15 protein-coding genes are annotated in these 23,960 nt (G+C 65.3%); 10 read left to right on the forward strand and 5 right to left on the reverse strand.

Annotation, left to right across the window (positions count from 1 at the left end):
* Positions 1–3 precede the first annotated feature (3 nt).
* From IRI77_RS22480 to IRI77_RS22490, 3 genes are all read left to right on the forward strand, one after another.
* Positions 4–3,444 carry a 5-oxoprolinase/urea amidolyase family protein gene (locus IRI77_RS22480; protein WP_194447253.1) on the forward strand — a complete coding sequence of 1,147 codons (3,441 nt, stop codon included), beginning with the start codon at positions 4–6 and terminating at the stop codon, positions 3,442–3,444.
* Positions 3,441–5,102: an allophanate hydrolase gene (gene atzF / locus IRI77_RS22485; RefSeq protein ID WP_194447254.1), complete on the forward strand. Its 1,662-nt coding sequence runs from the start codon at positions 3,441–3,443 to the stop codon at positions 5,100–5,102. Before IRI77_RS22480 ends, atzF begins: the two co-directional genes overlap by 4 nt.
* A gap of 119 nt (positions 5,103–5,221) precedes the next feature.
* A complete protein-coding gene (locus IRI77_RS22490) occupies positions 5,222–7,375 on the forward strand; it encodes a hypothetical protein (protein ID WP_194447255.1) in 2,154 nt (717 codons plus the stop codon).
* On the opposite strand, the gene IRI77_RS22495 is transcribed toward IRI77_RS22490, so the two are convergent.
* From IRI77_RS22495 to IRI77_RS22510, 5 genes are read right to left on the reverse strand one after another with little or no spacing between them, the layout of a single operon-like run.
* Positions 7,372–8,622 carry a Gfo/Idh/MocA family protein gene (locus IRI77_RS22495; protein ID WP_194447256.1) on the reverse strand — a complete coding sequence of 417 codons (1,251 nt, stop codon included), beginning with the start codon at positions 8,620–8,622 and terminating at the stop codon, positions 7,372–7,374. The genes IRI77_RS22490 and IRI77_RS22495 overlap by 4 nt on opposite strands.
* Before the next feature lie 27 nt (positions 8,623–8,649).
* Positions 8,650–9,972, reverse strand: coding sequence for a Gfo/Idh/MocA family protein (locus tag IRI77_RS22500; protein ID WP_194447257.1), 1,323 nt, complete (start codon positions 9,970–9,972; stop codon positions 8,650–8,652).
* A 2-nt stretch (positions 9,973–9,974) separates the two neighbouring features.
* Entirely contained in the window at positions 9,975–10,103 is a 129-nt protein-coding gene (locus tag IRI77_RS38375; protein WP_267239323.1) for a hypothetical protein, read from the reverse strand.
* Entirely contained in the window at positions 10,100–11,977 is a 1,878-nt protein-coding gene (locus IRI77_RS22505; RefSeq protein ID WP_194447258.1) for a DUF2264 domain-containing protein, read from the reverse strand. The genes IRI77_RS38375 and IRI77_RS22505 overlap by 4 nt, the downstream gene beginning before the upstream one ends.
* A gap of 15 nt (positions 11,978–11,992) precedes the next feature.
* Positions 11,993–15,373 (reverse strand): TonB-dependent receptor, encoded by a 3,381-nt coding sequence (locus IRI77_RS22510; protein WP_194447259.1) that lies wholly within the window; start codon positions 15,371–15,373, stop codon positions 11,993–11,995.
* A gap of 213 nt (positions 15,374–15,586) precedes the next feature.
* Here IRI77_RS22510 and IRI77_RS22515 point away from each other — a divergent pair, with 213 nt between their 5' ends.
* Genes IRI77_RS22515 through IRI77_RS22545 form a run of 7 tightly spaced genes read left to right on the forward strand, consistent with a single transcriptional unit; the run spans position 15,587 to position 23,596 of the window.
* On the forward strand, positions 15,587–16,852 hold the full coding sequence (locus tag IRI77_RS22515) for an ROK family protein (RefSeq protein WP_194447260.1): 1,266 nt from the start codon (positions 15,587–15,589) through the stop codon (positions 16,850–16,852).
* Between the two features lie 6 nt (positions 16,853–16,858).
* Positions 16,859–17,776 (forward strand): DMT family transporter, encoded by a 918-nt coding sequence (locus tag IRI77_RS22520; RefSeq protein WP_194447261.1) that lies wholly within the window; start codon positions 16,859–16,861, stop codon positions 17,774–17,776.
* The gene (locus IRI77_RS22525) at positions 17,773–18,711 is read left to right on the forward strand and encodes a dihydrodipicolinate synthase family protein (protein ID WP_194447262.1); all 939 of its coding nucleotides are present in this window, start codon (positions 17,773–17,775) and stop codon (positions 18,709–18,711) included. The genes IRI77_RS22520 and IRI77_RS22525 overlap by 4 nt, the downstream gene beginning before the upstream one ends.
* Positions 18,708–19,490: a creatininase family protein gene (locus tag IRI77_RS22530; protein WP_228486265.1), complete on the forward strand. Its 783-nt coding sequence runs from the start codon at positions 18,708–18,710 to the stop codon at positions 19,488–19,490. Before IRI77_RS22525 ends, IRI77_RS22530 begins: the two co-directional genes overlap by 4 nt.
* Entirely contained in the window at positions 19,483–20,478 is a 996-nt protein-coding gene (locus tag IRI77_RS22535; RefSeq protein ID WP_194447263.1) for a 3-hydroxyacyl-CoA dehydrogenase family protein, read from the forward strand. Before IRI77_RS22530 ends, IRI77_RS22535 begins: the two co-directional genes overlap by 8 nt.
* Positions 20,475–21,605 carry a mandelate racemase/muconate lactonizing enzyme family protein gene (locus tag IRI77_RS22540; protein ID WP_194447264.1) on the forward strand — a complete coding sequence of 377 codons (1,131 nt, stop codon included), beginning with the start codon at positions 20,475–20,477 and terminating at the stop codon, positions 21,603–21,605. The genes IRI77_RS22535 and IRI77_RS22540 overlap by 4 nt, the downstream gene beginning before the upstream one ends.
* On the forward strand, positions 21,599–23,596 hold the full coding sequence (locus tag IRI77_RS22545; protein ID WP_194447265.1) for a glycoside hydrolase family 20 zincin-like fold domain-containing protein: 1,998 nt from the start codon (positions 21,599–21,601) through the stop codon (positions 23,594–23,596). Before IRI77_RS22540 ends, IRI77_RS22545 begins: the two co-directional genes overlap by 7 nt.
* Positions 23,597–23,960: the final 364 nt, after the last annotated feature.

Raw genomic sequence — 23,960 nt, forward strand, 5'->3', positions numbered from 1 at the left:
CCGGTGATCCGGAAAGTTCTGATTGCCAATCGTGGCGCCATCGCGTGCCGCATCATCCGAACCCTGCGCCGCATGGGCATCGCCTCGGTCGCCGTCTATTCGGAAGCAGACAAGCACTCGCTGCACGTCCACCAGGCCGACGAGGCAGTCCTGATCGGCCCTCCGCCGCCGCAGCAAAGCTACCTCGATGTCGACGCCGTCCTCGACGCAGCGCGCCGCACCGGAGCCGAAGCCATCCATCCCGGCTACGGCTTCCTGAGTGAGAACGCCTCCTTCGCCGAAGCCTGCGCCGCCGCCGGCATCATCTTCATCGGACCCACGCCGCGGCAGATGGTCGAGTTCGGCCTGAAACACCGCGCCCGGGAACTGGCGCAGGCCTGCGGAGTGCCTCTCCTCCCCGGCACGCCCCTCATCACGGAAGCCAAAGCGGCAGCCGAAGTCGGCTTCCCCCTGATGCTCAAATCCACCGCCGGTGGTGGCGGCATCGGGATGCGTCTCTGCCACACCGAGGCCGAACTCGAAGACGCCTTCGCGGCCATCGAACGCCTCAGCCGCGCAAACTTCAAGGACTCCGGCATCTACGCCGAGCGCTTCGTCGAACACGCCCGCCACATCGAGGTCCAGATCTTCGGCGACGGCCAAGGCCGCGTCGTCGCCCTCGGGGAACGCGACTGTTCCGCCCAGCGCCGCAATCAGAAGGTCATCGAGGAGACGCCCGCGCCCGGCCTCACCGCTGCGGTCCGCAAAGCCCTCTTCGACTCCGCCATCCGCCTGGGCAAGGAGGTCTCCTACCAGTCCGCCGGCACGGTCGAATTTATCTACGACAGCGATCGCGGTGAGTTCTACTTCCTCGAAGTGAATACCCGCCTGCAGGTGGAGCACGGCGTCACCGAGGAAGTCACCGGAACCGATCTCGTCGAATGGATGGTCCGCCTCGCCGGAGGCGAGGATCCCATCCGCGAAGTCACGCCCCAAGGCGCCTCCATCCAGGTGCGCGTCTACGCTGAATCGCCCCTCAAGAACTTCCAACCCAGTGCGGGCCTGCTTACCGACGTCCAGTTCCCCTCCGATGCCCGTGTCGAAACCTGGGTTGAAACCGGCACCGACATTCCGCCCTATTACGACCCGCTCGTCGCCAAGATCATCACTCATGGCGCAGACCGCGCCGAAGCCCTCCAGCGCATGCGGGCGGCCTTGTCATCAACCAGCCTGGCGGGCATCGAGACCAACGTCGACTACCTGCGGGCCATCTGCGCGGAGCCCCGCTTTCAGGCCGGCGGCTTCCCCACGAAATTCCTGGGCGAGTTCCACTACGCCCCCCGCCTGACGGAAGTCATCGATGGCGGCACGCAGACCAGTGTCCAGGACTACCCAGGCCGCCTCGGCTATTGGGCCATCGGCGTCCCGCCCTCCGGCCCCATGGACTGGAAGTCGTTTACAGAAGCGAATGAACTCGTGGGCAACAAAGCCTCGGCGGCAGCGTTGGAGTGCACCCTCATAGGCCCCACGCTGAAGTTCCACAGCAGCGCCGTCATCGCACTCACCGGCGCGGACATGGAGGCCACGCTCGACGGCGCGCCCGTGCCGCGCTGGCAGCCCGTGGAAGTGCGCGCCGGATCAATACTCGAAATGGGCGCCGTCAGCGGACCCGGAGCGCGCGCCTACCTCGCCATGCGCGGCGGCATTGACGTCCGCGAGTATCTCGGCAGCCGCAGCACCTTCATCCTTGGCCGCTTCGGTGGCCCTGCCGGTCGTGTCCTCCGCACGGGCGATCTTCTCCACTACGGCACGGCCGTCGCCGCTGAGCCGCAGCCGGCCAGGCCCGTTCCCCAGTTCGATCACCACTGGAAGATCGGTGTCACCTACGGCCCGCACGGAGCGCCCGACTTCTTCACCGATCGCGACATCGACCGCTTCTTCGAAACCGATTGGAAGGTCCACTACAACTCCGACCGCACTGGCGTCCGCCTCATCGGCCCCAAGCCCGAATGGGCCCGCCCCGACGGCGGCGAAGCGGGTCTGCACCCGTCCAACATCCACGACAACGCCTACGCCGTGGGCACCGTCGACTTCACCGGCGACATGCCCATCATCCTGGGACCCGACGGCCCCAGTTGCGGCGGGTTCGTTTGCCCGGCCACCATCGTCCACGACGAATTGTGGAAGATCGGCCAGCTCAAGGCCGGGGACACGGTCCACTTCCAGCGCGTCAACGCGGAGCCCGCCATCCTGCAACAAGCCCCCGGAGTGGTGGTCCGAGCCGATGGCGATCGCAACCTCCTCGTCGAATTCGGCGAAGCCCATCTCGACTTCGGTCTCCGCCTGAAAGCACAGGCCATGGCCGATTGGATCCGCCAACAGAGCCTCAACGGAGTAGTCGATCTCACCCCCGGCATCCGCTCGCTGCAGATCCACTACGACACAGCCCGCATCCGCCGCGAGGAGATCCTCGAAGCGGTCAGCGCTTCGGCTGCCTCGGCCCAGAACGTGGAAGAGGTGCCCTCGCGCACGGTCTATCTGCCTCTCTCCTGGGACGATCCAGCCACTCGCCTGGCCATCGAGAAGTACATGCGCTCCGTCCGGCCCGACGCCCCCTGGTGCCCCTGGAACATCGAGTTCATCCGCCGTATCAATGGCCTCGGCTCCGTCGACGACGTGCACCGCATCGTCTTCGACGCCAGCTACCTGACGCTCGCCCTGGGCGACGTCTATCTCGGCGCCCCCGTCGCGACACCCATCGATCCGCGCCACCGCCTGGTGACCACCAAGTACAATCCGGCGCGCACCTGGACGCCGGAGAACGCCGTCGGCATCGGCGGCGCCTACCTCTGCGTCTACGGCATGGAAGGCCCCGGCGGCTATCAGTTCGTCGGCCGCACCATCCAGATGTGGAACACCTGGCGCACCACTGATTCCTTCACCCAGGGCAAGCCATGGCTGTTGGACTTCTTCGACCAGATCCGCTTCTACCCCGTCAGCGCCAAGGAACTCCTGGAGATGCGCGAAGGCTTCCCGCACGGCGAATACACCGTGCGCACCGAGCCCGGCGTCTTCAACCTCGCGCAGTACCAGTCCTTCATGCAGTCCATTGCCGGAGAAGCCGCAGCCTTCAAGGCGACGCAGCAGGAAGCCTTCCACGCGGAGCGCGAACGCTGGGCCGCCGCCGGCCTGGCGGAACACATCGAAGAACCTGTGCCCGTCGCGCCGCCCGAAGAGAGCGTGCCGGAAGGCTGCCGCTCCATCCGCTCCCCCATCACGGCCAGCGTCTGGAAGATCCAGGCGGAACCTGGACAGAAACTCAAAGCAGGCGACCCGCTCGTCGTACTGGAAGCAATGAAAATGGAAGTGGCTGTACCCGCCCCCGCAGCCTGCGAGGTCGTCGAAATCCGCTGCGCACCAGGAGCCATCGTCCACCCGGGCCAGGCCCTCATGGTGGTGCGATGACACCCGCCGAACGCATCCGCAAAGCTTACGAGCGAATCCGGCAACGAGGCGCCGCGCCGATCTGGATCTCCCTCTTGCCCGAAGAAGATGTCATTCGGCGCACCGAATCCATCGATCCGACGTTGCCCCTGGCCGGCCTCACCTTCGCCGTAAAGGACAACATCGACCTCGCCGGCCTGCCCACCACCGCCGCCTGCCCGGCCTTCGCCTACACGCCCCAGCGCTCGGCTACGGTCGTCCGCCTGCTGGAGGAGGCCGGAGCCATCGCCATCGGCAAGACGAACCTCGATCAGTTCGCCACCGGTCTCGTCGGCGTCCGCTCGCCCTACGGCATCTGCACCTCCGTCTTCTCGGAAGGCTACATCTCCGGTGGCTCCAGTTCCGGCTCCGCCGTCTCCGTCGCGCTGGAAGACGTTGACTTCGCCCTCGGCACCGACACCGCCGGCTCCGGCCGCGTCCCGGCCGCCTTCAACAATCTCATCGGACTCAAGCCCACTCGCGGCATCTTCAGCATGACCGGAGTCGTGCCCGCCTGCCGCACCCTCGACTGCGTCTCCGTCTTTGCGCGCGACCTCACCCTGGCCGAGCGCGTCTTCCGCATCGCCGCCCAGCCCGACCCCGAAGACTGGTCCACCCGCACCTTCCAGGATCCCGGCGACACCTGGTCCGGCACCCGCTTCCGCGTCGGCGTCCCTGCCCCAGCCCAACTCGAGTTCTTCGGAGACAACGAATCGCGCCGCCTCTTCGAAGCCGCCGTCGCTCGTTGCGAACGAGCCGGAGGTCAACGCGTCGAGATCGACTACGAGCCCTTCCGCGCCGCCGCCGAACTGCTCTACTCCGGGCCCTGGGTCGCCGAACGCCTCGCCGCCCTGGAAGACTTCGCCCGTGATCATGCCGAGGAGATGCACCCCGTCACCCGCAAGATCATCACCAGTGCCGGCACCCTTACCGCCGTGCAGGCGTTCCAGGCCGCCTACAAACTGGGTGAACTGAAATCGAAGACCGCCGCCGTGTGGAACTCCATCGACTTCCTCCTCCTGCCCACAACCGGCACCATCTACAAGGTCGAAGAGGTCGAAGCCGATCCCCTTCGCCTCAACACCAACCTCGGCTTCTACACCAACTTCGTCAACCTCCTCGACCTCAGCGCCCTCGCTATCCCCGCCGGCTTCCGGCCCAACGGCACACCCTTCGGTGTCACGCTGATCGGCCCCGCCATGGCCGACCTCGCGCTCGCCCGAGTGGCCGCCCGTCTCCTGCCAGAACAATGCGTCCAGGTCGCCGTAGTCGGTGCGCACCTCACCGGCCAGCCCTTGAACAGCCAGCTCACCTCGCGCGGCGGCACACTCGTCAAGACCTGCCGCACTTCGCCGGATTATCGCTTCTACGCCCTGGCAAACTCGACGCCCGCCAAGCCCGGTCTCATCCGCGAAGAAGGCTTCGACGGCCCCGGCATCGAAGTGGAAATCTGGAGCGTCCCCGTGAGCGAGTTCGGCAGTTTCGTAGCCCTCATACCGTCGCCGTTAGGCATCGGGACGCTCCGTCTCGACGATGGCACGCAGGTGAAGGGCTTCATCTGCGAACCCGCCGGCGTCACAGGCGCCCGCGAAATCACCTCCTTGGGCGGCTGGCGCGCCTATCTCCAAAGCCGCGCCTGAAACCACCGCACGGTGGTTCGGCGAACAAACGGCCACTTGCGAGTAATCCAGCCGCGTCATGTAACGAAGCGCTCCTCATCCGCACTACCTCTTCGCAACCGACAGAGGAGCCACCCCCCATGCCCACCCTTTCCAATCCCCAGGATCTTCTCCCCCTTCTCGGGTCCGTCGCCACCGCCGACGATCCCATCGCGTCCCTGGAAAAGCGCGGCAGTGTGTTCAGCCCGTCGCTGAAGTCCAATTTGCAGCCCCGGCGCGTCGTCAAACCGGCGCAGCGCCTGGCCTGGAACCAGGCCGCAGCCAAGGCCGGCAGGATCACCTACACGGCTGGAAAACACCCGCAAATTGCCCCCCGCGCGCTCGGGCAAGGGGAGTACGAATTCAGCGCCGGCCTGAAGACCTCTGCGGCCAACGAGGTGCTGGCCGGCCTCCTGGCCAGCGGCACCATCCCCAATACGGTCTTCCTCGATGAAATCTTGTCCTCCGGCGAGATCGACCTGCTGCAGGGCGCCTTCGTGGTCGATAAACCCGGTGGACGCATCAGCCGCTTCCAGGTCACGGCCCCGCCCACCATCGCCCTGTTGCGCGACGGCTTCGATCGCGTCGCCCTCACCATCCCCTTCCGGCTCAACTTCGAGCGCATCTCCCACATCGTCACAGGCGATCTCAGAACCGTCGTGACCTTTGCCACGGGCCGCCTTCGCCTCAGCGTCGGCCTCGTCACCAAAATCGTGCCCGTGAGCGTCGCCGCTCGGAACCTGGAGATTCAGCTCGATCTCTCCAACAGCACCGACGCCCGCCTCGAGCTCGATGCCAACTCTCCCGTCAAACGCGTCAACCCGCCTCCGCCCGATCAGGCCGACGGCTTCGCCATCCTCCTGCAGAACGCCCTGCAGCAGAAGCTGGCCGCCACGCTCCGCATGACCATCAGCGCCTCCATCCCGCTGCCCATCGGCAAACTGGAGATTCACGAGACCGCCCTGCTCACGCGAGGCGACGCCATCCTGGTTGGCATCAAGGTGCAGGGCACCCCTTCGCCGGGCAATCCCGCCACCCTCACCGCGCTCTTCCCGAACACTGATACGAACTTCTTCACCCGTGTCCACGACTCCGTCCTCCGCCTCATCGTCCAAAGTGCGGCCCGCAGTGGACAGCTCACAGCGATCGCCAAACAAACCCATCCCGACGCCGTCATCGACAGCGCCGACATCGCCTTCGGCAACGGCACCATCCAAATGATCACCACGGGCAAGATCGTCGACCTCTGCCCGCTCGGCGTCGACCTCGGCTTCACCACCACCACTACGCTCACCATCACGCTGGAAGGCACTCGGATCCGCGTTCAAAAGGACACCAACAACGACCTCGACAACACGGACGTCATCCTGTGTGTCATCACCAGCCTGGGCCTGGCTCTCCTGGCGGCCCTTTCCGTGATCCTGACGCAAGGCCTCAGCCTGGCTTCCGGCTTTGCCGCGGGCTTCGCGCTGGGCGTGGTCGGTGTGCTCAGCGTCATGATGGAATTCGATAGCAACGACTTCGCGCTGGTGCTGGGCGATGGGGGCGACAACAAACCCACCTTCATCGAGCTCGATTTCCCCATCCCCGGGACTGACCTGCTTCCAACGCTGACCGGCACCTTCATCCGCCTCGACGAAAGCACCATGCTCATCGCGGCCCATCTCAGTACCCGGGCGGACAACCTCAACACCTATTTCTACGTGCAGTTCCTCGAGCCCGATTCCCTGGGCATCGCCCGTGCCATGCGAGGCGTCACCGTGCGCCTCATGGATCGCGATTCACCTGCCCCGGCCGGAGACGATGTGGTCATGCCCGCGCCCACCACCACTCACAGCAGCCACCACCTGCCCACGGGCACCATCTCCACCACCATCAAGACCACTTACGAACGCACCAGCGACGAAACCGTGCAAACCGCCACCACCGATCACGCCGGCCGCATCCGCATCTACATCCCGCGCAACAAGCTCGCCAGCAAGGCCGGCAATAAGGTGGTGCAAACCACCAGGCTGAACGTGGACACCGACAAGGAGACCACCGGCACCATCAGGACCCCGGTGTCCGAGGCGCGTCCGGACTTCTACTTCCGCGTCACGCGCCCCAATGGAACCATCGTGGATACTCTCCAGATCCCCGCCGGCTTCTTCCTCAACTTCCAGTCCGCCCGCATAGGAACGCCCACGCAGCCGCGGGTCATCTCCTTCGGCGGCAGCGGCGGCGTCATCGTGGCCAGCAAAGCCGCCAGTTCCTAAACCACGTTGGGCACCACGTACGGGCTTCTATACTGCCGCGTCAGCAGCCCGTTCGCCTCCGAGTCGCCGGAAAACTGCATCTTCGCCGGGTCGAACCGCAAATCGCGGTTCACCCGGTACGAGATGTTGCTCAGATGACACAGCGCCGTCGAAATGGCGGTCTCTTCGATCTCCGCCAGCAGCAGATTCCGGTTCCGCGTCCTCACGGCTTCGGCAAACTGCTTGAAATGGTCAACGTCGGGCGGATAGGACGGCTCAGGCTCCGGTTGCTTGTTCCGGCCCAGGGTGACCTGCACCCTGCCGTCGTCGAAGATGTGAAGGTGCCCCTTCGTGCCGAAGAAGTCCCACGACATCGCCTCAGGCGTATACAGCCCGCGCAGCTGGCCCACAATCATCGAGCCGTCTTCGTACACCCACGTCGCGTTCTGCGTGTTCGGCGTCTGCGCCTGGTCCTTGTACCCGAACCGCCCGCCTGTCGAATGCACCCGCACCGGCAGCGTCTTCTTCATCGCCCAACGCGTAATATCCAGCAGGTGGATGGCGTTGTTGCCCATTTCGCCGTTGCCGAAATCCCAGAACCAGTGCCAGTTGTAGTGCACCAGATTCTCGTGATACGGCTGCTCCGGAGCCGGCCCCAGCCACAGATCCCAGTTCAGCCACGCCGGCGGCGGCTGCACCGGCTTGAATCCTATTGATTCCCGGGGACCCGGAAAGACAAAGTTGCCCTGATACACGTCACCGATGGTTCCTCCGTGAATCAGTTCCACCGCCTTGCGAAACCGGCCCCACCAGCGGCGCTGCGTCCCACCGGCCGCCATCCGGTTGTAATGGCGGGCCGCCTCCACCAGCTTCGTACCCTCCCACACGTTGTGCGACACGGGCTTCTCGACGTACACATCCTTACCCGCCTGCATGGCCCAGATGGCTGTCAGCGTGTGCCAGTGATTCGTCGTCGCAATCGTCACCGCGTCGATGTTCTTGTCGTCGAACACGCGGCGCATGTCAGACTCGATCCTCGGCGACTTGCCGGTCTGCTTCTTCACGATCGCCGCTGCCGCTTCCGTGCGCCGGCCATCCGGATCCACCACCGCGGCCACCTCGATGTTGCCCGCCGGCAGCATCTCTTTGATATGCGCGGTGCCGCGCGAGCCCACTCCGATCACAGCGACGCGAACCTTGTCGTTCGCGCCCGCCCACGATTGCGATGCCGCCGCCGAAGCAGCTACCAGAAATTGTCGTCGTCGCATGATTCAGAATATGCCCTGGCACCCACCCTATGCGAGCGCCGAGGTCGTGTCCACCGCGAAATACGGCTTCGCCGTCTTCCATTGCCCGCGCGTGAAATCCGGGAACGACACCGGCTTGCTGCCGCCCGCGATCGATTCCTGCGACAACGGCACCACCACGCTCATCGTCAACCCATCCTCCAGTGACAACGGCAGCGGCTGCTTGTCCCTTACCGCCTCCAGATACTTGTACAGCAACAGTGGATCCGTACCCCCATGACCCGCCGCTGTCTGGTCGACACCCGGCTTGTCGGACTTCACCGGCTTCCACCACGTGTGGTCGTACTTCGCCTGGTACGGTGGAAACGCCTCCCACTCGTGTACCTTCGGGCTGCGCCGCCACAGATAGATCGAGTTCCGCTCTTCGCTGTACACACCCTCGGTGCCCTGAATCATCCAGCGGTTGTCGTACGGCCGCGGAAGCTGCATATCGTTGTTCAGCACAATCGTGTTGCCGCGCTTCGTCTTGATCAGGGACGACACAATGTCCCCCTGCGCGTAGTGCCGCTTTGCCGCCGGATTGTCCGGTCCCAGCGTTTTCTCGAAGTAGTGATTGATCCCCAGCGACCGGCTGGCCATCGAGACGATACTGTCCAGCGCATCGCCGCAGTTGATATCCATCCAGCTCAGCACCGGACCCAGGCTGTGCGTCGGATACTGGTCGCAATTCCGCTGGATCAGATACTCGCCGCCCCACCGCGCGTTGCCCTGCCGGTCGAAGTACCACGGAGTCCGGTTCACGCAGTCGTTCCCGTGCGCGCAGTGGCAGTGCACAATCTCACCTAGCAGGCCCAGCCGGATCATGTTCAGCACCGCCAGGTTGTCTCGCCGGAACGACCAGTTCTCCAGCATCATGCACGGCGACCCCGTCTTGTCGCGCGTCTCCAGCAGCTCCCAACACCCCTCCACCGTCTGCGCCGCCGGCACCTCAACCCCCACCGCCTTGCCCGCCTTCATCGCCGCCAACGCCATCGGAACGTGATACTGCCAGGGCGTCGCCACAATCACCGCGTCCACATCGTTCCGCTCCACCAGGCGCCGGTAAGCTTCCTTCGATCCCGTGAACGTCGCCGGCTTCGGCTGACCCGCGGTTTGCACCCGGTCCTGCCCCTTCGCCAGCGCCGCTTCATCCACGTCGCACAGGGCCGTCACCTGCACCCACGGCATGCGCAGCACCGGACCCAGCAGCGCCCCGCCGCGATTGCCCGTCCCGATGAAACCCACCCGCAGCGGGCGATCCTGGGCCGCCCCCTGCATGGCGGCGGCCGCGCCGATCACGGCGCTCTTGATGAACTCTCTGCGTTCCGTCATGGTTATCTCTTTCCTTCCGGGATGCGCGCAATCGCATCGATCTCTACCTTGATCCCGCTCCACAGCACGCCCGCCGAATAAGCCCCTGTCGACACCTGCTTGTCCGGATGCCGGATCTCCTGCTTGCTCAAGCCACTCCTCCTTTTCCTCGGGCCGGCCTGCACAGGAACGTCGCACTCAGCGCCGTCACCGGCTGCCGCAGCACCGTCTTCAATGTCAACACCGCACAGCGTGGCGCGAACAGGTGGATGTTCTCTCGCCCGAACACAGGCTCGAACCTGGACTCCACCACCGCCTCGTCATAGCCGCTGTACTCCGTCACGCCCACGCGCCCCAATGGGGCCGAGGCCGCCAGTCGCTGCCCGGCGCCCTTAATCTCAATCTGTTCATTCTCCGCGAATGGCAACGCGGCGGAACCCTCCCAGATCTCCACTTTCCTCGCAATTGCGCTCTCCGTAGCCTCCACCACATGCGAGCGAAACTCCCTGTCGCCATCCGGCCGGATCCTGCTGCGCACCCGAATCCGAATCCCTTCCACCACCGCCCACCACTCCGTCTCATATCCGCCGTCCACCAGCCGTCCGCCCTCCACACCGGCGCGCCCCGCAATCAGGCCGCTCGCCGGATCCCGGAACACCAGCGCGCTGTCCCACGTGGCCCTGTCCTTGCGCTTCGTGAAACAAAAGAAGAGTTGCCCGGAGTACGAGAACTTCGTATATCGGTCCCGGTAGATCGCATCAAACCGCCCGTTGTTCACGAAATGCAGCCGCGACTCGCCCGTGCTCTTGCACCCCGAAATCAGGACGCCCGGCCCCGCCAGGGCGGTGACGAAGTCCCGCTTCTCGCAGGGCAACTCTTCCTCTCTCTCTGTCCAGAACGCATCCCTGCGCGGGATCAGCAGGAACGCGAACGCCTGCATGCCCCAGTACGGATGGCCGTTGTCGATATACGACTCCGCGAACTCCGGCGTGCCCACCTCGGAGATCGTCTCCCGCAGCTTGCCCTTCTGCCCGTCGAACGCGCCATGCCCCCAGAAGAACGCCATGTTGCGCCGCACCAGCCCGCGCAGCAGCCCGGCCGAATGCGGCCATAAGCCTTGCCGGTACGCCAGCACCAACGCCGTCAATACCGCGAACCGGTACACCAGCGAGACGCCCATCATCGCATGCGCCCCGCTCGCCGAGAACAACTCCGGAGCCTGCAGCATCAACTGCTTCACCCGCCCCTCAAAACGGCTGTTCCACTCCGGGTACTTTGCGCCGATGATCTCGCGCCAGTACAGATAGTGGCTCGCGAACACCCAGAACGAATAGTAATCGTGAATGTGCGTGCCCTTGCCGTCCGTATACCAGCCGTCGCCGGCATACATCGCGTCCATGGCCCTCAAATCGTCCAGCATCCAGGCTTCATCGCCGTGGAACTCGCTCCAACGCTCCGACAGCGCCAGCCGCACCGCCTGGTTCACCGCCGTGAACCACGCGAAATTGTTGTACCGCACCTCCCGCACCGTGCAGGACGCCAGCCACCTCTGCACGTTCTCGCGCTCCGCCACGGTTAGTGCGCCCGGCAGCCGGTCCCTGAGCAGCCACAGCGTCCAGGCCACCAGGGACGACTCCACCTGCCGCAGGTCGGGCTTCTCCGCTGGAGAAGGACCCCAATAATCCCGATGCTCCGGATCAAAAGCGTGCCGGTACACGCTGAGAATCGCCTGGAACAGCACTCCCTCCGCATCCCGCCCAGCCATCACGCAGGCCGCCAGCGCCGGCAGCATTCGCGACACGCTGCAATACGTCTTCCCCGATCGCGAAAGACCGTCCGGCCGCTTGCTGCCACCCTCAAAATCACAAACCGCCAGGCTGTCGCTCGTTCTCTTCGCGTTGGTCAGATACCCCTTCACCAGCGCGTTCAGCCAGGGCAGGTAGAACTCTCCGCTCACTGCGGGCATGCTCTCCTCCGAAAGCACACCCGCCAGTGCAACGGTGCCAAACAGGTCACGTCTGGTCATCTCTGAAGCATCCCTTTAGAAGAGGATGCGCACTCCGCCCGTGATCAGGCGGGAGTAGGCGTTGCCGTTCAGGCCGCGGATCTTGCCGTAGTCCGCACTGTCCATATTCATGTTGGGGTTGGTGAAGTTCGGATGATTGGGCAGGTTCCTCGCCTGGCCCTGCACCCGCATGCTCCACCGCTCAGTGAGGCGAACATCCTTGAAGACACCCGCGTCGATCTGCATGATGCCCGGCCCCGTCACCGTACCCACGCCCGCATTCCCGAACCGGCCCGCGAAGACACTCTTCCCGTCCGCGCTCAGGAACGGCGCCTTCGTGAACGCCGCCGTATTGAACCACGCCTCCGTCGTCTTCAAGCCCGTATCCGGATCCTGGCCCGCCACCACATCCGGCCGGTTGCGGGAGGAACAGTCAGTGCCGGCCTGGCAGTGGCTCGTGAAGAATGGCGTCAGGTGCGGACCGCTCTGGAACATCATGATGCTCGAGACCGTCCACCCGCCCGCGATCCCATCCACCAGCCGGTTCCAGCTGCGGCCCCAGTGCCGCCCGCGGCCCAGCGGAACGTCCCACAGGAAATCGGTCAGCAGCCGGTGATACGGAATGCCCACCATCGGTCCGCGCCAGTAGCGCGGATCGAACCGGTTGTTCAAATCCGCCGGGATCTCGTTCGAGAAGTTCGCGACGTTCGGATCCGTCTCCACATTGCTGATCCCCTTCGCGAACTTGTAGGAGTTCGTCACCGTCAACCCGCCCAGGCCCAGCAACCGGTGCTGGAAGGTCAGGTCGTGATAGCTGCTGCTGCCGCCGTTCGCGCGCAGGCGCACCTGCCGGTAGTTTGGATACTGGCGAGCCGACGCCGGCAGGTTGTTGTAGCCCACCGTGTTGGGCGCCACCTCATTGATGTTCGGCGACGTCACCAGCCCGACGCCGTGGTTGCCGGTATACGTGACGCGCACTGAGTTGCGCCGCGCCACTTCGCGCTCGATCGTGAAACTCCACTGCTGCGTGTAGGGATCCCGGAACCGGATCGCGTTGGCCGAGCTGAAGTTCAACGTGCCCACCGCGACGTTGCCCAGGTCCGCCAAAGAGTTGGACGTGTTCGGCCAGACAATGGAATGCGAACTGGTCGCGTCGTTGAAGGTGTTGGTGAAGATCTGCTGGCCCGACGTGTGAATGTCCGTCATGCCCGCGAAGAACGGCCCCAGGACGCGCACCGTGTAGAGGCCGTAGCCCGCTCGCAGCACCGTCTTGTTGTTGTTGAACGGCCGCCACGCCACGCCGATGCGCGGAGCGAAGTTGTTGCGGTCCGTGAACCTCAGCCGCCCCGGAATGCCCGCCTGGTCCGCCGTCAGGATCCTGGCAGTGCCAATCGCGTTCACGAATCGGGGCGTCGCCATCGCCCGCGAGGCCTCCGAAGGCACCACCACATCGCCGTTGGCCGACCCCTGCAGGAAGTTCGCAATGTTGCCCTTCGCATCCTCGAACGGCGAGTGCAGCTCGTAGCGCAAACCCAGGCTGAACGTCACCTTCCGCAACCGCCACTCGTCCTGCACAAAGAACCCGTAGTGGTTCGTGCTCGCATCCACACCCGGACCCGGCTGCGTCTGGTTCACCACCGTCGGCACGCCCAGCAGGAAGTTGGCGAAGGGGTGATTCGTACCCCGCGTCAGGTTGTTGTCGAACGTGAACGTACCCAGTTCCCCATAGCCGCCCGCCGGCTGCTGGAAGTTCAGCCAGTGCACCTGCACGCCGGCCTTCACTGTATGGTGTCCGGCCTGCCACGTCACGTTGTCCCCAAACTCGTAGGTATGCGTGACCAGCGGCTGGTCCTTCGCGCGGCCAAACGCCGTGTACCCGCTGATGTTCACATTCGAGGCGCCCGAAATATCCGGGATGCTCGACGTCACCAGCTTCAGCCCCGTATCCTGCAGGAAGTCCCGCGCCCGGATCCCCGACAGCGTCACATCCTTCAGCAGGCTGAAGCCGAAGCGCGCCTCGTTGATCAGGTTCGGCCGGATCACGAAGTTGTCCGACAGCACCATCGTGTGCGAAGGCGTCAAAGTCTGCAGCCCACCCTCCGACTCGAAGTTCGTCGCCGCCTTCCGGTTATAGGCCTTCCAACTGTACCGGCCGAACACATTGTGACGGTTTCCGAAGTAATGGTCGACCCGCACGTCGTAGTTCTGCTGGATTTCCGGAGCGTTGTCCTGCAGGTAGAAATACAGGTTGCTCGCCACGTTCACCGGTCCGATGTACTTGTCCGCAATCTTCCGGCTCACGCTGTTGATCCGGCTCGCCGGAATGATGTTGCCCGCGAACGGCTGGTTCGTCGCCGGATCGTTGATCACTATCTTCTGCGCCGTCGTCAGGAACCGCGAGAAATCGCCCTGCCGGATATCATTCTCCGGCACCGTGATTCCACTGGTCGAGTTGCGCACCAGCCCATACTTCGTCAGCCGCTCATACGCCGTGAAGAAGAACGTCCGGTTCGGAATGATGCGCCCGCCTACGTTGCCGACAATGTCGTTGTTCACTTCACGCGGCAGCACGCCGTTGTTCACCTGCTTCGCGAAGTACGACGGGTTCGCCCGCATCGAGTTGCCGTAGTAGTTGTACAGCACAGACCCGTGATACGCGTTCGTGCCCGACTTCGTGATCGTCGTGATGCTGCCCATCTGCGCGAACTCGGCGTTGTTGTTCACCGAGCTCACCTTCAGCTCCTGGATCGTGTCCGTCGACGGGAACAGCCCTTCCGCCCGCAACCCGATGCCGTTGTCGCGAATGTTCGTCGACAGGATGCCATCCACCGAAACGTCGTTCTGGTACACCATGCCGCCCGACAGCGAGAACTGCCGCTCTTCGCTCACTCCTAACTGCGACTCCGAGAATAGCCCCAGCACCCGCGCCGGCGACGTGGCCGCCGACCGGTACATGAACGGACCCTTCAACAGTTGCTCGTTGCTCCGCACCGACGAGACCGTGGGTGTCTCCGTGTTCACCAGCGGCGCGCTCGCCGCCACTTCCACCGTCGATGCCACCTCACCCACTACCAGGCCCGCGTCCATGCGGACAATCTGCCGCGCCTGCAACTCGAAGTTCGCCGTCGCGAACCTCTTGAACCCGGCCATCTCGATCACAATCTTGTACTCGCCTTGGGGTACATTCAGGAACTCATACAGGCCGTCCGGCGAAGTCGTGGCCTGCCGCGTCACGTGGGTCCTGACCTCCAACAGTCCGACCTTCGCGTTCGGAACCGCCCCGCCCGTGGAATCGGCCACCTGTCCGACAACCGAGCCAAATGTGGATTGCGCCGCCACCGGGGCGGATAGTGACGAAACCAACAGCAGGAGAACGAACAGGGGCCCTGCCGGACTCTTGAGCTTCACAGCTTTCATGGGTTGACCTCCTTCATGCCGCCGCTTTGCACGAAGCTCCAGCGGCCGGCATTGCCGCAGTGTAGGGGCGAATACGATCGCCAGTCAAGAAGAAAATAACAGAAACAAAACTTTCTATCGATAGACGCGCTTCCGTAACACATCGAATGTTCTCTTATGGAAACTTTCTCTTGACACACACGCCCGTTCATCCTACGATCGCTGGGAGGCCCGATGAAGTACGTCAACACTCAAAAGGAACGCGATGCCGGAGTCATCCTCAATGTCGTTCGGAACTTCGGACCCCTCTCCCGCGTCGAGATCCACCGTCTCACCGGCCTGCGTACCAGCACCATCTCTCAGTTGACCAAGGAACTTCTCAGCGAGCGCCGCCTCGAGGTCGCCGGACTCAGCGATAACCCCACGGGCCGCAAGCAGGTCCTCCTGCGCGTCAACCAGGAACAGGGCTTCCTCCTCGGCATCGAGTTCGACTCCGAAACCGTCGTCGCCGGCGTCATGGACCTCGCCCCCCGCATTCGCGGCCTCGTTCGCGAACCCACCCGCCTCGATGGTGGCGAAACGGCGCTCGTCGATCAGTTGAAAGACTGTGCCCGCAGGGCGCTCGCGGAAGCCGGGGTCTCGGCCCGCAGCCTCCGCGGCATCGGCATCGCCGACGTCGGCCTGGTCAATCGCACCCAGGGCATCTCCGTCCTCTCTTCTCAGTTGGACTTCTGGCGCAACGTCCCCCTCGTCAAAATCTTCGAGGACGCCTTCCATGTCCCCACGTTCGTCGAGAACGCTACCCGCTGCCGCGGCAATGCCGAACGCCTGCTCGGCGCCGGCGAATCCAACGACGACATGATCTATGTCGAATATGGCGCCGGCATCGGCTCCGCCCTCTTCTCCGGAGGCCGCGTCATTGAAGGCCGCCGCACCAGCGCCGGTGAATTCGGGCACACCCGCGTCAGCATGGCCAATATCGCCTGCAAATGCGGTAGCTTCGGCTGTCTCGAAGCCGTCGCCGGCTCGCCCGCCCTCGCCCATCGCTTCCGCGAGATCATCCGCGAAGGCGGCTCATCTCTCGCCCTCACGCGGACAGGCGGCGATCCCCTGCGCGTCACCGGTTGGGATGTCCTCGAAGCCGCGCGCGCCGGCGACAAAGTCTGCCTCTCCATTTCAGAAGAGATGTGCCGCTACCTCGCCATCGGCCTCGCCAACCTGGTAAATCTGCTCGACCCCGCCCGCATCGTGCTCGATCAACGCCTCGAAATCTGCGGTGCCGGCTTCCTCGACCAGATCCAGCGCACCGTGCGCCTCCAGGCCCTCAGCCATCTCACTGAGGATCTCGTTATCTGTTTCGGCTCGCTGGGCGACACCGCCGGTGTCCTCGGTGCGGGCCTGCTGAGCCTGGAAGAGCTGTTCACCATCCCCGAACTGAAGACCCCGCAGTATCTGCGCGAGGGCGGCTCGGGCCGCATGAAGCTCTCCACCAGCGACTAGAACCGTATGCGCAATCTCGCGTTGCTGGCCCTGGTGAATCTCCTCTGGGCCATCCAGTTTCCTGCGTCCCGTGTGGCGGCTCAAGAGCTGCGCCCGCTCACACTCACGTGGTTTGCCATGCTCCTCGCCGCCATCCTCATGCTCCCGGTTGCCTGGTCGGAACGCCGCCCCGCCGCGCCGCCCGGACGCTGGCCCGCCCGCGTGGCCCAGGTTCTCTTTCTCGGACTCAGCGGCTCCCTCGTCGCGCAGATGTGCCTGAACTGGGGCCTCGAACGCGCCCCCGCCTCCAACGCCTCTGTCATCAACCTGACGGTCCCCGTGCTCATGACCGTCCTGGCCGCCCTGCTGCTGGGCGAACGCATGAGCACCGTGCGCTGGCTCGCCTTCGCCCTCTCCATCCCCGGAGTCCTGCTCTCCTCCGGCATCCGCTGGAACGAAACCAGCTTCGTCGAAGGCCGCTACTTCCTCGGCAACATGCTCATCTTCCTCAGTTGCTGGGGCAGCGCCTTCTACAACGTCTACAGCAAACGCGCCCTCGATTGGCTGGGACCCGCGCAACTCCTCGTCGCCACCTTCACGGTCTCCCTCATCGCCCTGCTGCCGGCCATGCTCATCTACGAGCCCGGCCCGATGCAGCGCCTCCAATCCGCCTCGCCCGCGGCCCTCTTCGGCCTCATCATCATCGGGGCCCTCAGCCTCGCCCTGTCGATGTTCCTCTACTTCCGAGTCCTCGGCGAGGTCGATGCCACCCAGGCCTCCCTCTCCATCTACTTCCTGCCCGTCTTCGGAGTCCTGCTCTCCAGCCTGGCTCTGCACGAAACGTTGAACTCCGCGCTGCTGGCGGGCGGCTTCCTGGTAGGTTTCGGCGCCTGGCTCGTAACCATGCACGAACAGCGATCCAAACGAACGGTGACCACTTCATGACCTTTCAAATCGACGGAATTGTCCCCATCATCCCCACTCCCTTCGAGGAATCCGAGGAGATCTGCTGGACCGGTCTCGATCGCCTCATCGACTTCGCCGTGGACGCCGGCGCCTGCGCTGTCTGCCTCCCGGCCTATGCCAGCGAGTTCTACAAGCTCTCTGAGGAGGAGCGCCTCCAGATCACCAGCCGCGCCGTGCGCCGTTCCGCCGGCCGCGTGCCCGTCATCGCCCAGGTGAACTACGCCTCCACCCGCCTCGCCATCGCCGCCGCGGGACGCGCTGTCGATGCCGGAGCCTCCGCCATCTGCTCCGCCGCCCCCCGCCAGTTCGCCCTCTCCGACGCCGACCTCCTCGACCATTTTGGAGCCCTGCTCTCCGCCGTGCAGGTCCCCTTCATCCTCCAGGACTTCAACCCCGGCGGGGCCTCCCTGTCCGTGCCCGCCATTGCCGAGCTCAACCGCCGCCACCCTCAGTTCCGCTACATCAAGTTGGAGGAGCCCCGCCTCGCCGATAAGGTGGCCGCCATTCGCGACGCCACCTCCGGCCGCGTGGGGGTCCTCGAAGGCTGGGGCGGCATGTATACCCTCGAACTCGCCCCCGCCGGCATCGCAGGCGTCGTACCCGGCCTTGGCCTCACCGATCTGCTTCGCAAGGTCTTCCTGCTCGCCCGTGAGGGCCGCCGCGAACAGGCTCAGCCCCTCTTCGAAGGCATCCTGCCCCAGATCCTCTACAGCCTCCAGAACATGGAGCTCTTTCATCACGCCGAAAAGCTGCTCCTCCAGGCCCGCGGCCTCCTCGACAGCGTCACCGTCCGCCGCGCCACCCTCCGGCCCAGCCAGCACGACCTCCAGTACATCGCCCTCCTCAACCAGCGCATCGTCCGCCTGGCACAGGAGCACGGCCTCGAACCTGCCGCCCAGGGAGCGCCCCGTTGAAGCTGTCCGCTCTCACCGCTCCTGAAATCGCCCGCCTCGCACCCGGCGCAATCGCGGTCCTCCCCGTCGCCGCCGTCGAGCAGCACGGCCCGCACCTGCCCGTAACCACCGACACCGATCTCGTCACGGCCCTGGCCCATGCCGCCGAGCAAGCCCTGGCCGATCGCGTCATCCTCTGCCCGGCACTGCCCTACGGCTCCAGCCACCACCACTCCTCCTTCGCCGGCACGCTCAGCGTGAACCCGGAGCTCTTCACCCGCCTCGTCCTCGACCTCGTCCGCTCCCTCGAAAGCTCGGGCTTCCGCCGCATCGTCATCCTCAACGGCCACGGCGGCAACATCACGCCCGTCCGCCAGGCGCTCTCGATCCTCGCGCAAGCGCCCGTCGCCGAGGTCGCGCTGGCCACTTATTGGGAACTCGCCGCAGCCGCCTTCGCAGGCCTCCCGCCCCTGGAGTCGCCAGCCCTCAGCCACGCCTGCGAGTACGAAACCAGCATGATGCTCACCCTCGATGCAACCCGTGTGCGCATGGACCGCGCTGCTCGCGCCAATCGCCCCCCCGCCAACAATTACATCGGCTGGGAAGACGACGCCCCCTATCGCGGCGTCTCCCTCGTCCGCCGCACGGAGTTCCTCTCCGGCAACGGCGCCAGCGGAGAACCTCACAAAGCCACCCGGGAAAAGGGCGCCCACCTGCTCTCCGCCGCCACCACGGCCCTCATCGAATTCCTGAACGACTTTGCCTCATGGCCACCCATGGAGGATCTACGAAATGCCTGAAAAACTTGACGTGGGCCGTATGCCCGCCGGCGTCGCCGGCCTCGGCCTGATGGGCGCCAGCATCACCGCCTGTCTTCTCTCCGCCGGACACCCCGTAACCGGTGTCGAAAAGGATGCCGGCCAGCGCTCCACCGCGCGCCGCCGCATCGCTTCGCTCCTCCGCAAAATGGGCCAGGAGAACCTCCTCCGCGCCCCCGGCGACGAAGTCATGCAGCGCTTCCGCACTACCGGCGATGTCGCCGAACTTGGCGAATCCGAGATTGTCATCGAGTCCATCTCGGAGAACGGCGTGCAAAAGCAGAAGCTCATCGAGAGCATCGAGGGCGCCGTCGGCCGCCATGTGCCCATCGGCTGCAACACCTCCGCCATCCCCATCTCCATCCTTCAGAAGGAGACCCGGCACCCCAAGCGCATCCTCGGCATTCATTGGGCCGAACCCGCCCACACCACGCGCTTCCTCGAAGTCATCTGTGGCAACGACACCTCGCCCGCTGTCGCCCGGCGCGTCCTCGCGCTCTCGCGCCACTGGGGCAAGGAGCCCACCTTCCTCCGCCGCGACATCCGCGGCTTCATCACCAACCGCTGCTTCTACGCCCTCATCCGCGAAGCCCTCTACCTCGTCGAAAACGGCTACGCCACCGTCGCCGATGTCGACCGCTCCCTCCGCAACGACCTCGGCTACTGGATCACCTTCGCCGGCCCCTTCCGCTTCATGGACCTCACCGGCCTCCCCGCCTACGCCACCGTAGCCAACGACCTCTTCCCCGAACTCTCCAACGCCACCGAAGTCCCTGCCACGCTGAAACGCCTCGCCCAATCTGGAGCCAAAGGCGTCTCCAATGCGCGCGGCTTCTACAAATACCGCGACGGCCAGGCCGAACGGTGGGAGAAACTCTTCCTCGACTTCAGCTACCGTATCCGCACCCTCGCGCAGGAGTACCCCGAGGACATCGGCGACCGCCCCACCTCCCGCCGGAGGAAGCCTTGAGCCTCCTCATCCGTTCTGCCATCGCCACCCCTGTACGCGTCCCAGCCCGGCCCGACAGCCTCAACTCCCGCGAGGTCGACGACACCGACGCCGACTTCGCCCGCCGCTTCCATACCGGCAAAACCTGGCAGGACTTCCCGCACGAGGTGAAGTGGATCATCCAGCTCCAGGGCAGTGACGGCCGCGTCGGCATCGGCGAGACCTATCGCGCCGCCGATCCCGATCACGTCGAAGCCGCCCTCCAAGCCGTCGTAGGCCGCGATCTCTTCGCCCTCAACTGGCGCGCCCTGCCCGTCCCCCACGCCCGCGTCTACGACGCCATCGAATCCGCCGTCCTCGACCTCGCCGGCCAGGCTCTCAACGTACCCGTCTACCAACTCCTCGGAGGCGCCTTCCGCCCTTCCGTGGAATGCAGCGGCTGGACCGGCCGCCGCACGCCCGCCGACGCCGCCCGCAAAGCCCACGAAGCCATGCAGCGCGGCCACCGCGTCTTCAAGTTCAAGTGTTCTTCTGAAGACCCCGTCCGCGAATGGACTGAAGCCATCGAAGCCCGTTGCGGCCAGGGCATCCGCATCCTGCTCGACCCCAACCAGCGCTGGAACGACGTCCCCACGACGCTCCGCCTCATGGAGGGCGTCCGCCCTGAAACCATGTACGCCCTGGAAGACCCCGTCCTCCGCTCCGACATCGCCGGCTTCCGCCAGATCAAGTCGACCCTCGGCATCCCCCTCTACCTCCACGTCGCCCTGCCCTACGACCAGAACCCCGCTGACCTCCTCGCAGGCCTCCGCCTCGACGCCGTCGACGGCTTCAACTTCAATGGACCCATGTTCCGCTTCGTCGAACTCGCCTCCACAGCCGCCCTCGCGGGCCTGCCCTGCTGGCACGGCAGCGAAGTCGATCTCGGCATCCTCGAAGCCTCCGCCCTCCACGCCTGCGCCGCCGCCCCGTCCTGCACCATCCCCTCCGACATCTTCGGAGAACTCGTCCGCGAGGACGACCTCCTGGAAGCTCCCATCGTCTTCAACCGCGGCTTTGCCCAGGTCCCCCAGGGTCCCGGACTCGGCGTCCGCCTCGACCACTCGGCCCTGCGCCGCTACCAATCCGGAGAACCTCTCGAATGCTGATCCGTCTCGGCGCCGCCCTCCTCGCCGCCTCCACCCTCGTCCCAGCCCAGGACCTCCCCCTTCTCCCGCAGCCTCACTCCCTCCAACGCGGCCCCGGCTCCCTCAAACTCATCCGGCCCACCCTCGGCTTCGCCGCCAAACCAGACAAGGACGACGCCCTCGTCGAGCGCGCCCTCCGCGACATCCTCCACCACGCCGGCATCTCCGCCACCTCATCCACCGCAGCCCCCGTCATCCTTCTCGAACGCACCTCCCACCAGCAATCCTGGCAGTGGGACGACGCCCCCGGACCCAACTCCTCCGAAGCCTACTCGCTCAAGATCACCCCCACACGCGTCCATCTGAAAGCCGCCACCGCCCGCGGCCTCTTCTACGCCGTCCAGACCCTGCGCCAGCTACTCAGTCCCTCCGCCACCCTGCCCATCGTCGAGATCAACGACTGGCCCGCAATGCGCCTGCGCGGCTTCATGCTCGACCTCAGCCACGGCCCCTTCCCCAAGTTCGACGAGCTCAAACGCCAGGTCGACTTCCTCGCCCGCTGGAAGGCCAACCAGTTCTACCTCTATTCCGAAACCAACATCGAGCTCGACGGCTACCCGCTCCTCAGCGCCTCCGCCCGCCTCACCAAGGCCCAGGTCCGCGAACTCGTCGCCTACGCGCACGACCGCTTCATCGACGTCGTCCCCTGCGTCGAACTCTACGGCCACCTCCACGACCTCGCCCGCATCGAAACCTACTCCGCCCTCGCCGAAATGCCCCACGGCGGCGAAATCAACCCGCTCAACCCCAAAGCCCAGGCCCTCATCAGCGACTGGGTCAACCAGCTCACCGCCCTCTTCCCCAGTCCCTGGTTCCACGTCGGCATGGACGAGACCTACGAACTCGGCAAAGTGCCCGGCCGCCAGCTCGAGCCCGCCAGGGCCGGCGAGATCTACCTGCGCTTCTTCGAGCAGGTCTCCACCCTGGTCGCCGCCAGGGGCAAGCGCGTCATGATCTGGGGCGACATCCTGCTGCAGCACCCCGAGGTCATCCCGCACGTCCCCGCCGGCACCGTCGCCATCCCCTGGCGCTACTCCGACGAGCCCGATTACGACCGCTTCGTCGCCCCGCTCGCCACCGCCAAGGTCAATTCCCTCCTTGGCTCCGGAGTCTGGAACTACTACGACGCCGTCCCCGATTTCGACCACACCCTCCGCAACGTCGACGGCCTCATCAAGAGCGCCCGCAAACACGGCTCCCTCGGGATCCTCCACACCGAATGGACCGACTGCGGCCAGGTCCTCCTCCGCATGGCCGATCCCGCCGTCGCCTACGGCCCCATCGCCTCCTGGAATCACGAGACCCTCTCGCACGCCCAGGTCTACGATCGCTACGCCCGACTCCTCCACCCCCGCCACGCCGCCGCCGTCAGCCGCCTCCTGGCCACAGTCTCCGAATCCCAGGGCGCCCTCGAAAACGCCCTGGGCACCCGCGTCTTCCAGACCCTCTGGGCCAACCCGCTCGAACCCCGGCGCCTCGAGCGCGCCCGCACCCACGCCTCCTCCATCCGCGAAGCCCGCATCCAGGCCGAGACAGCCCAGGCCGATCTCCTCGCCCTGCTCAAAGACGGCGCCGACCCGTTCTACGAGTCCCTCCTCTACGGCGCCCGGCTCCTCGACTACATCGCCCTCCGCCAGCTCTACGCCCTGGAACTGGACGAATTCCGCGAGGCGCACGCCAAGGACCCCAAACTCGCCAACTATCGCCTCCTCTTCGGCATCGAAACCAGCGAAACCGATCACAGCCGCCTCTTCGACCTCATGGAGGCGGCCGGCGAACTCCGGGCCCAACTGCGCACCCTCTGGCTCCGCGACTACGTGCCCTACCGCCTCGAAACGGCACTGGGCCGCTGGCAGGGCGAGTTCGACCTCTGGCGCAACCTCCAGGAGAAAATCGCCCACCCCGTAAAGAGCTACCGCGAAGGCGACCCGCCGCCCAGCCTCCTGCCCTGAGGCTGGCGGCGGCCGCAGTTCCCATTCGGATGTACCGATCCACAAAGCCGGCGCTGGTAAACTAGCCTCACCGGCAATTGAAACCGCCTGCCATGGCATGGATCCGCCTCACATCGCGATCTGCCTCCGCTGATCCCTCCCAGCCCTCGCCCTCACTCTCGTCTACCGCGGCCGGCGTCCACCAGGATGGAATTTTCCTCGGAGTTACGCCTTACCAGATAAGGGTTCGCCGCGGAGCTGCCGTCAGTACCCTGCTGCGCCGGGAGGATTCCAGCACCGCCCCAGCTCGTTCGAACCGGCGGAACGGCGTAGTTGCACTGGCACCCTGCGGAGCCGGAAAGGCCCGGGCTATAAGGACTTACGA

It is taken from the genome of Paludibaculum fermentans (assembly GCF_015277775.1).
Taxonomy (GTDB): Bacteria; Acidobacteriota; Terriglobia; order Bryobacterales; family Bryobacteraceae; genus Paludibaculum; species Paludibaculum fermentans.

Coding starts and splice junctions, on each gene's coding strand:
- IRI77_RS22525 (WP_194447262.1), top strand. CDS start 17,773: ATGACCTTTCAAATCGACGGAATTGTCCCCATCATCCCCACTCCCTTC.
- IRI77_RS22495 (WP_194447256.1), bottom strand. CDS start 8,622: ATGCGACGACGACAATTTCTGGTAGCTGCTTCGGCGGCGGCATCGCAA.
- IRI77_RS22510 (WP_194447259.1), bottom strand. CDS start 15,373: ATGAAAGCTGTGAAGCTCAAGAGTCCGGCAGGGCCCCTGTTCGTTCTC.
- IRI77_RS22515 (WP_194447260.1), top strand. CDS start 15,587: ATGAAGTACGTCAACACTCAAAAGGAACGCGATGCCGGAGTCATCCTC.
- IRI77_RS22545 (WP_194447265.1), top strand. CDS start 21,599: ATGCTGATCCGTCTCGGCGCCGCCCTCCTCGCCGCCTCCACCCTCGTC.
- IRI77_RS22500 (WP_194447257.1), bottom strand. CDS start 9,972: ATGACGGAACGCAGAGAGTTCATCAAGAGCGCCGTGATCGGCGCGGCC.
- IRI77_RS22505 (WP_194447258.1), bottom strand. CDS start 11,977: ATGACCAGACGTGACCTGTTTGGCACCGTTGCACTGGCGGGTGTGCTT.
- atzF (WP_194447254.1), top strand. CDS start 3,441: ATGACACCCGCCGAACGCATCCGCAAAGCTTACGAGCGAATCCGGCAA.
- IRI77_RS22520 (WP_194447261.1), top strand. CDS start 16,859: ATGCGCAATCTCGCGTTGCTGGCCCTGGTGAATCTCCTCTGGGCCATC.
- IRI77_RS22535 (WP_194447263.1), top strand. CDS start 19,483: ATGCCTGAAAAACTTGACGTGGGCCGTATGCCCGCCGGCGTCGCCGGC.
- IRI77_RS22490 (WP_194447255.1), top strand. CDS start 5,222: ATGCCCACCCTTTCCAATCCCCAGGATCTTCTCCCCCTTCTCGGGTCC.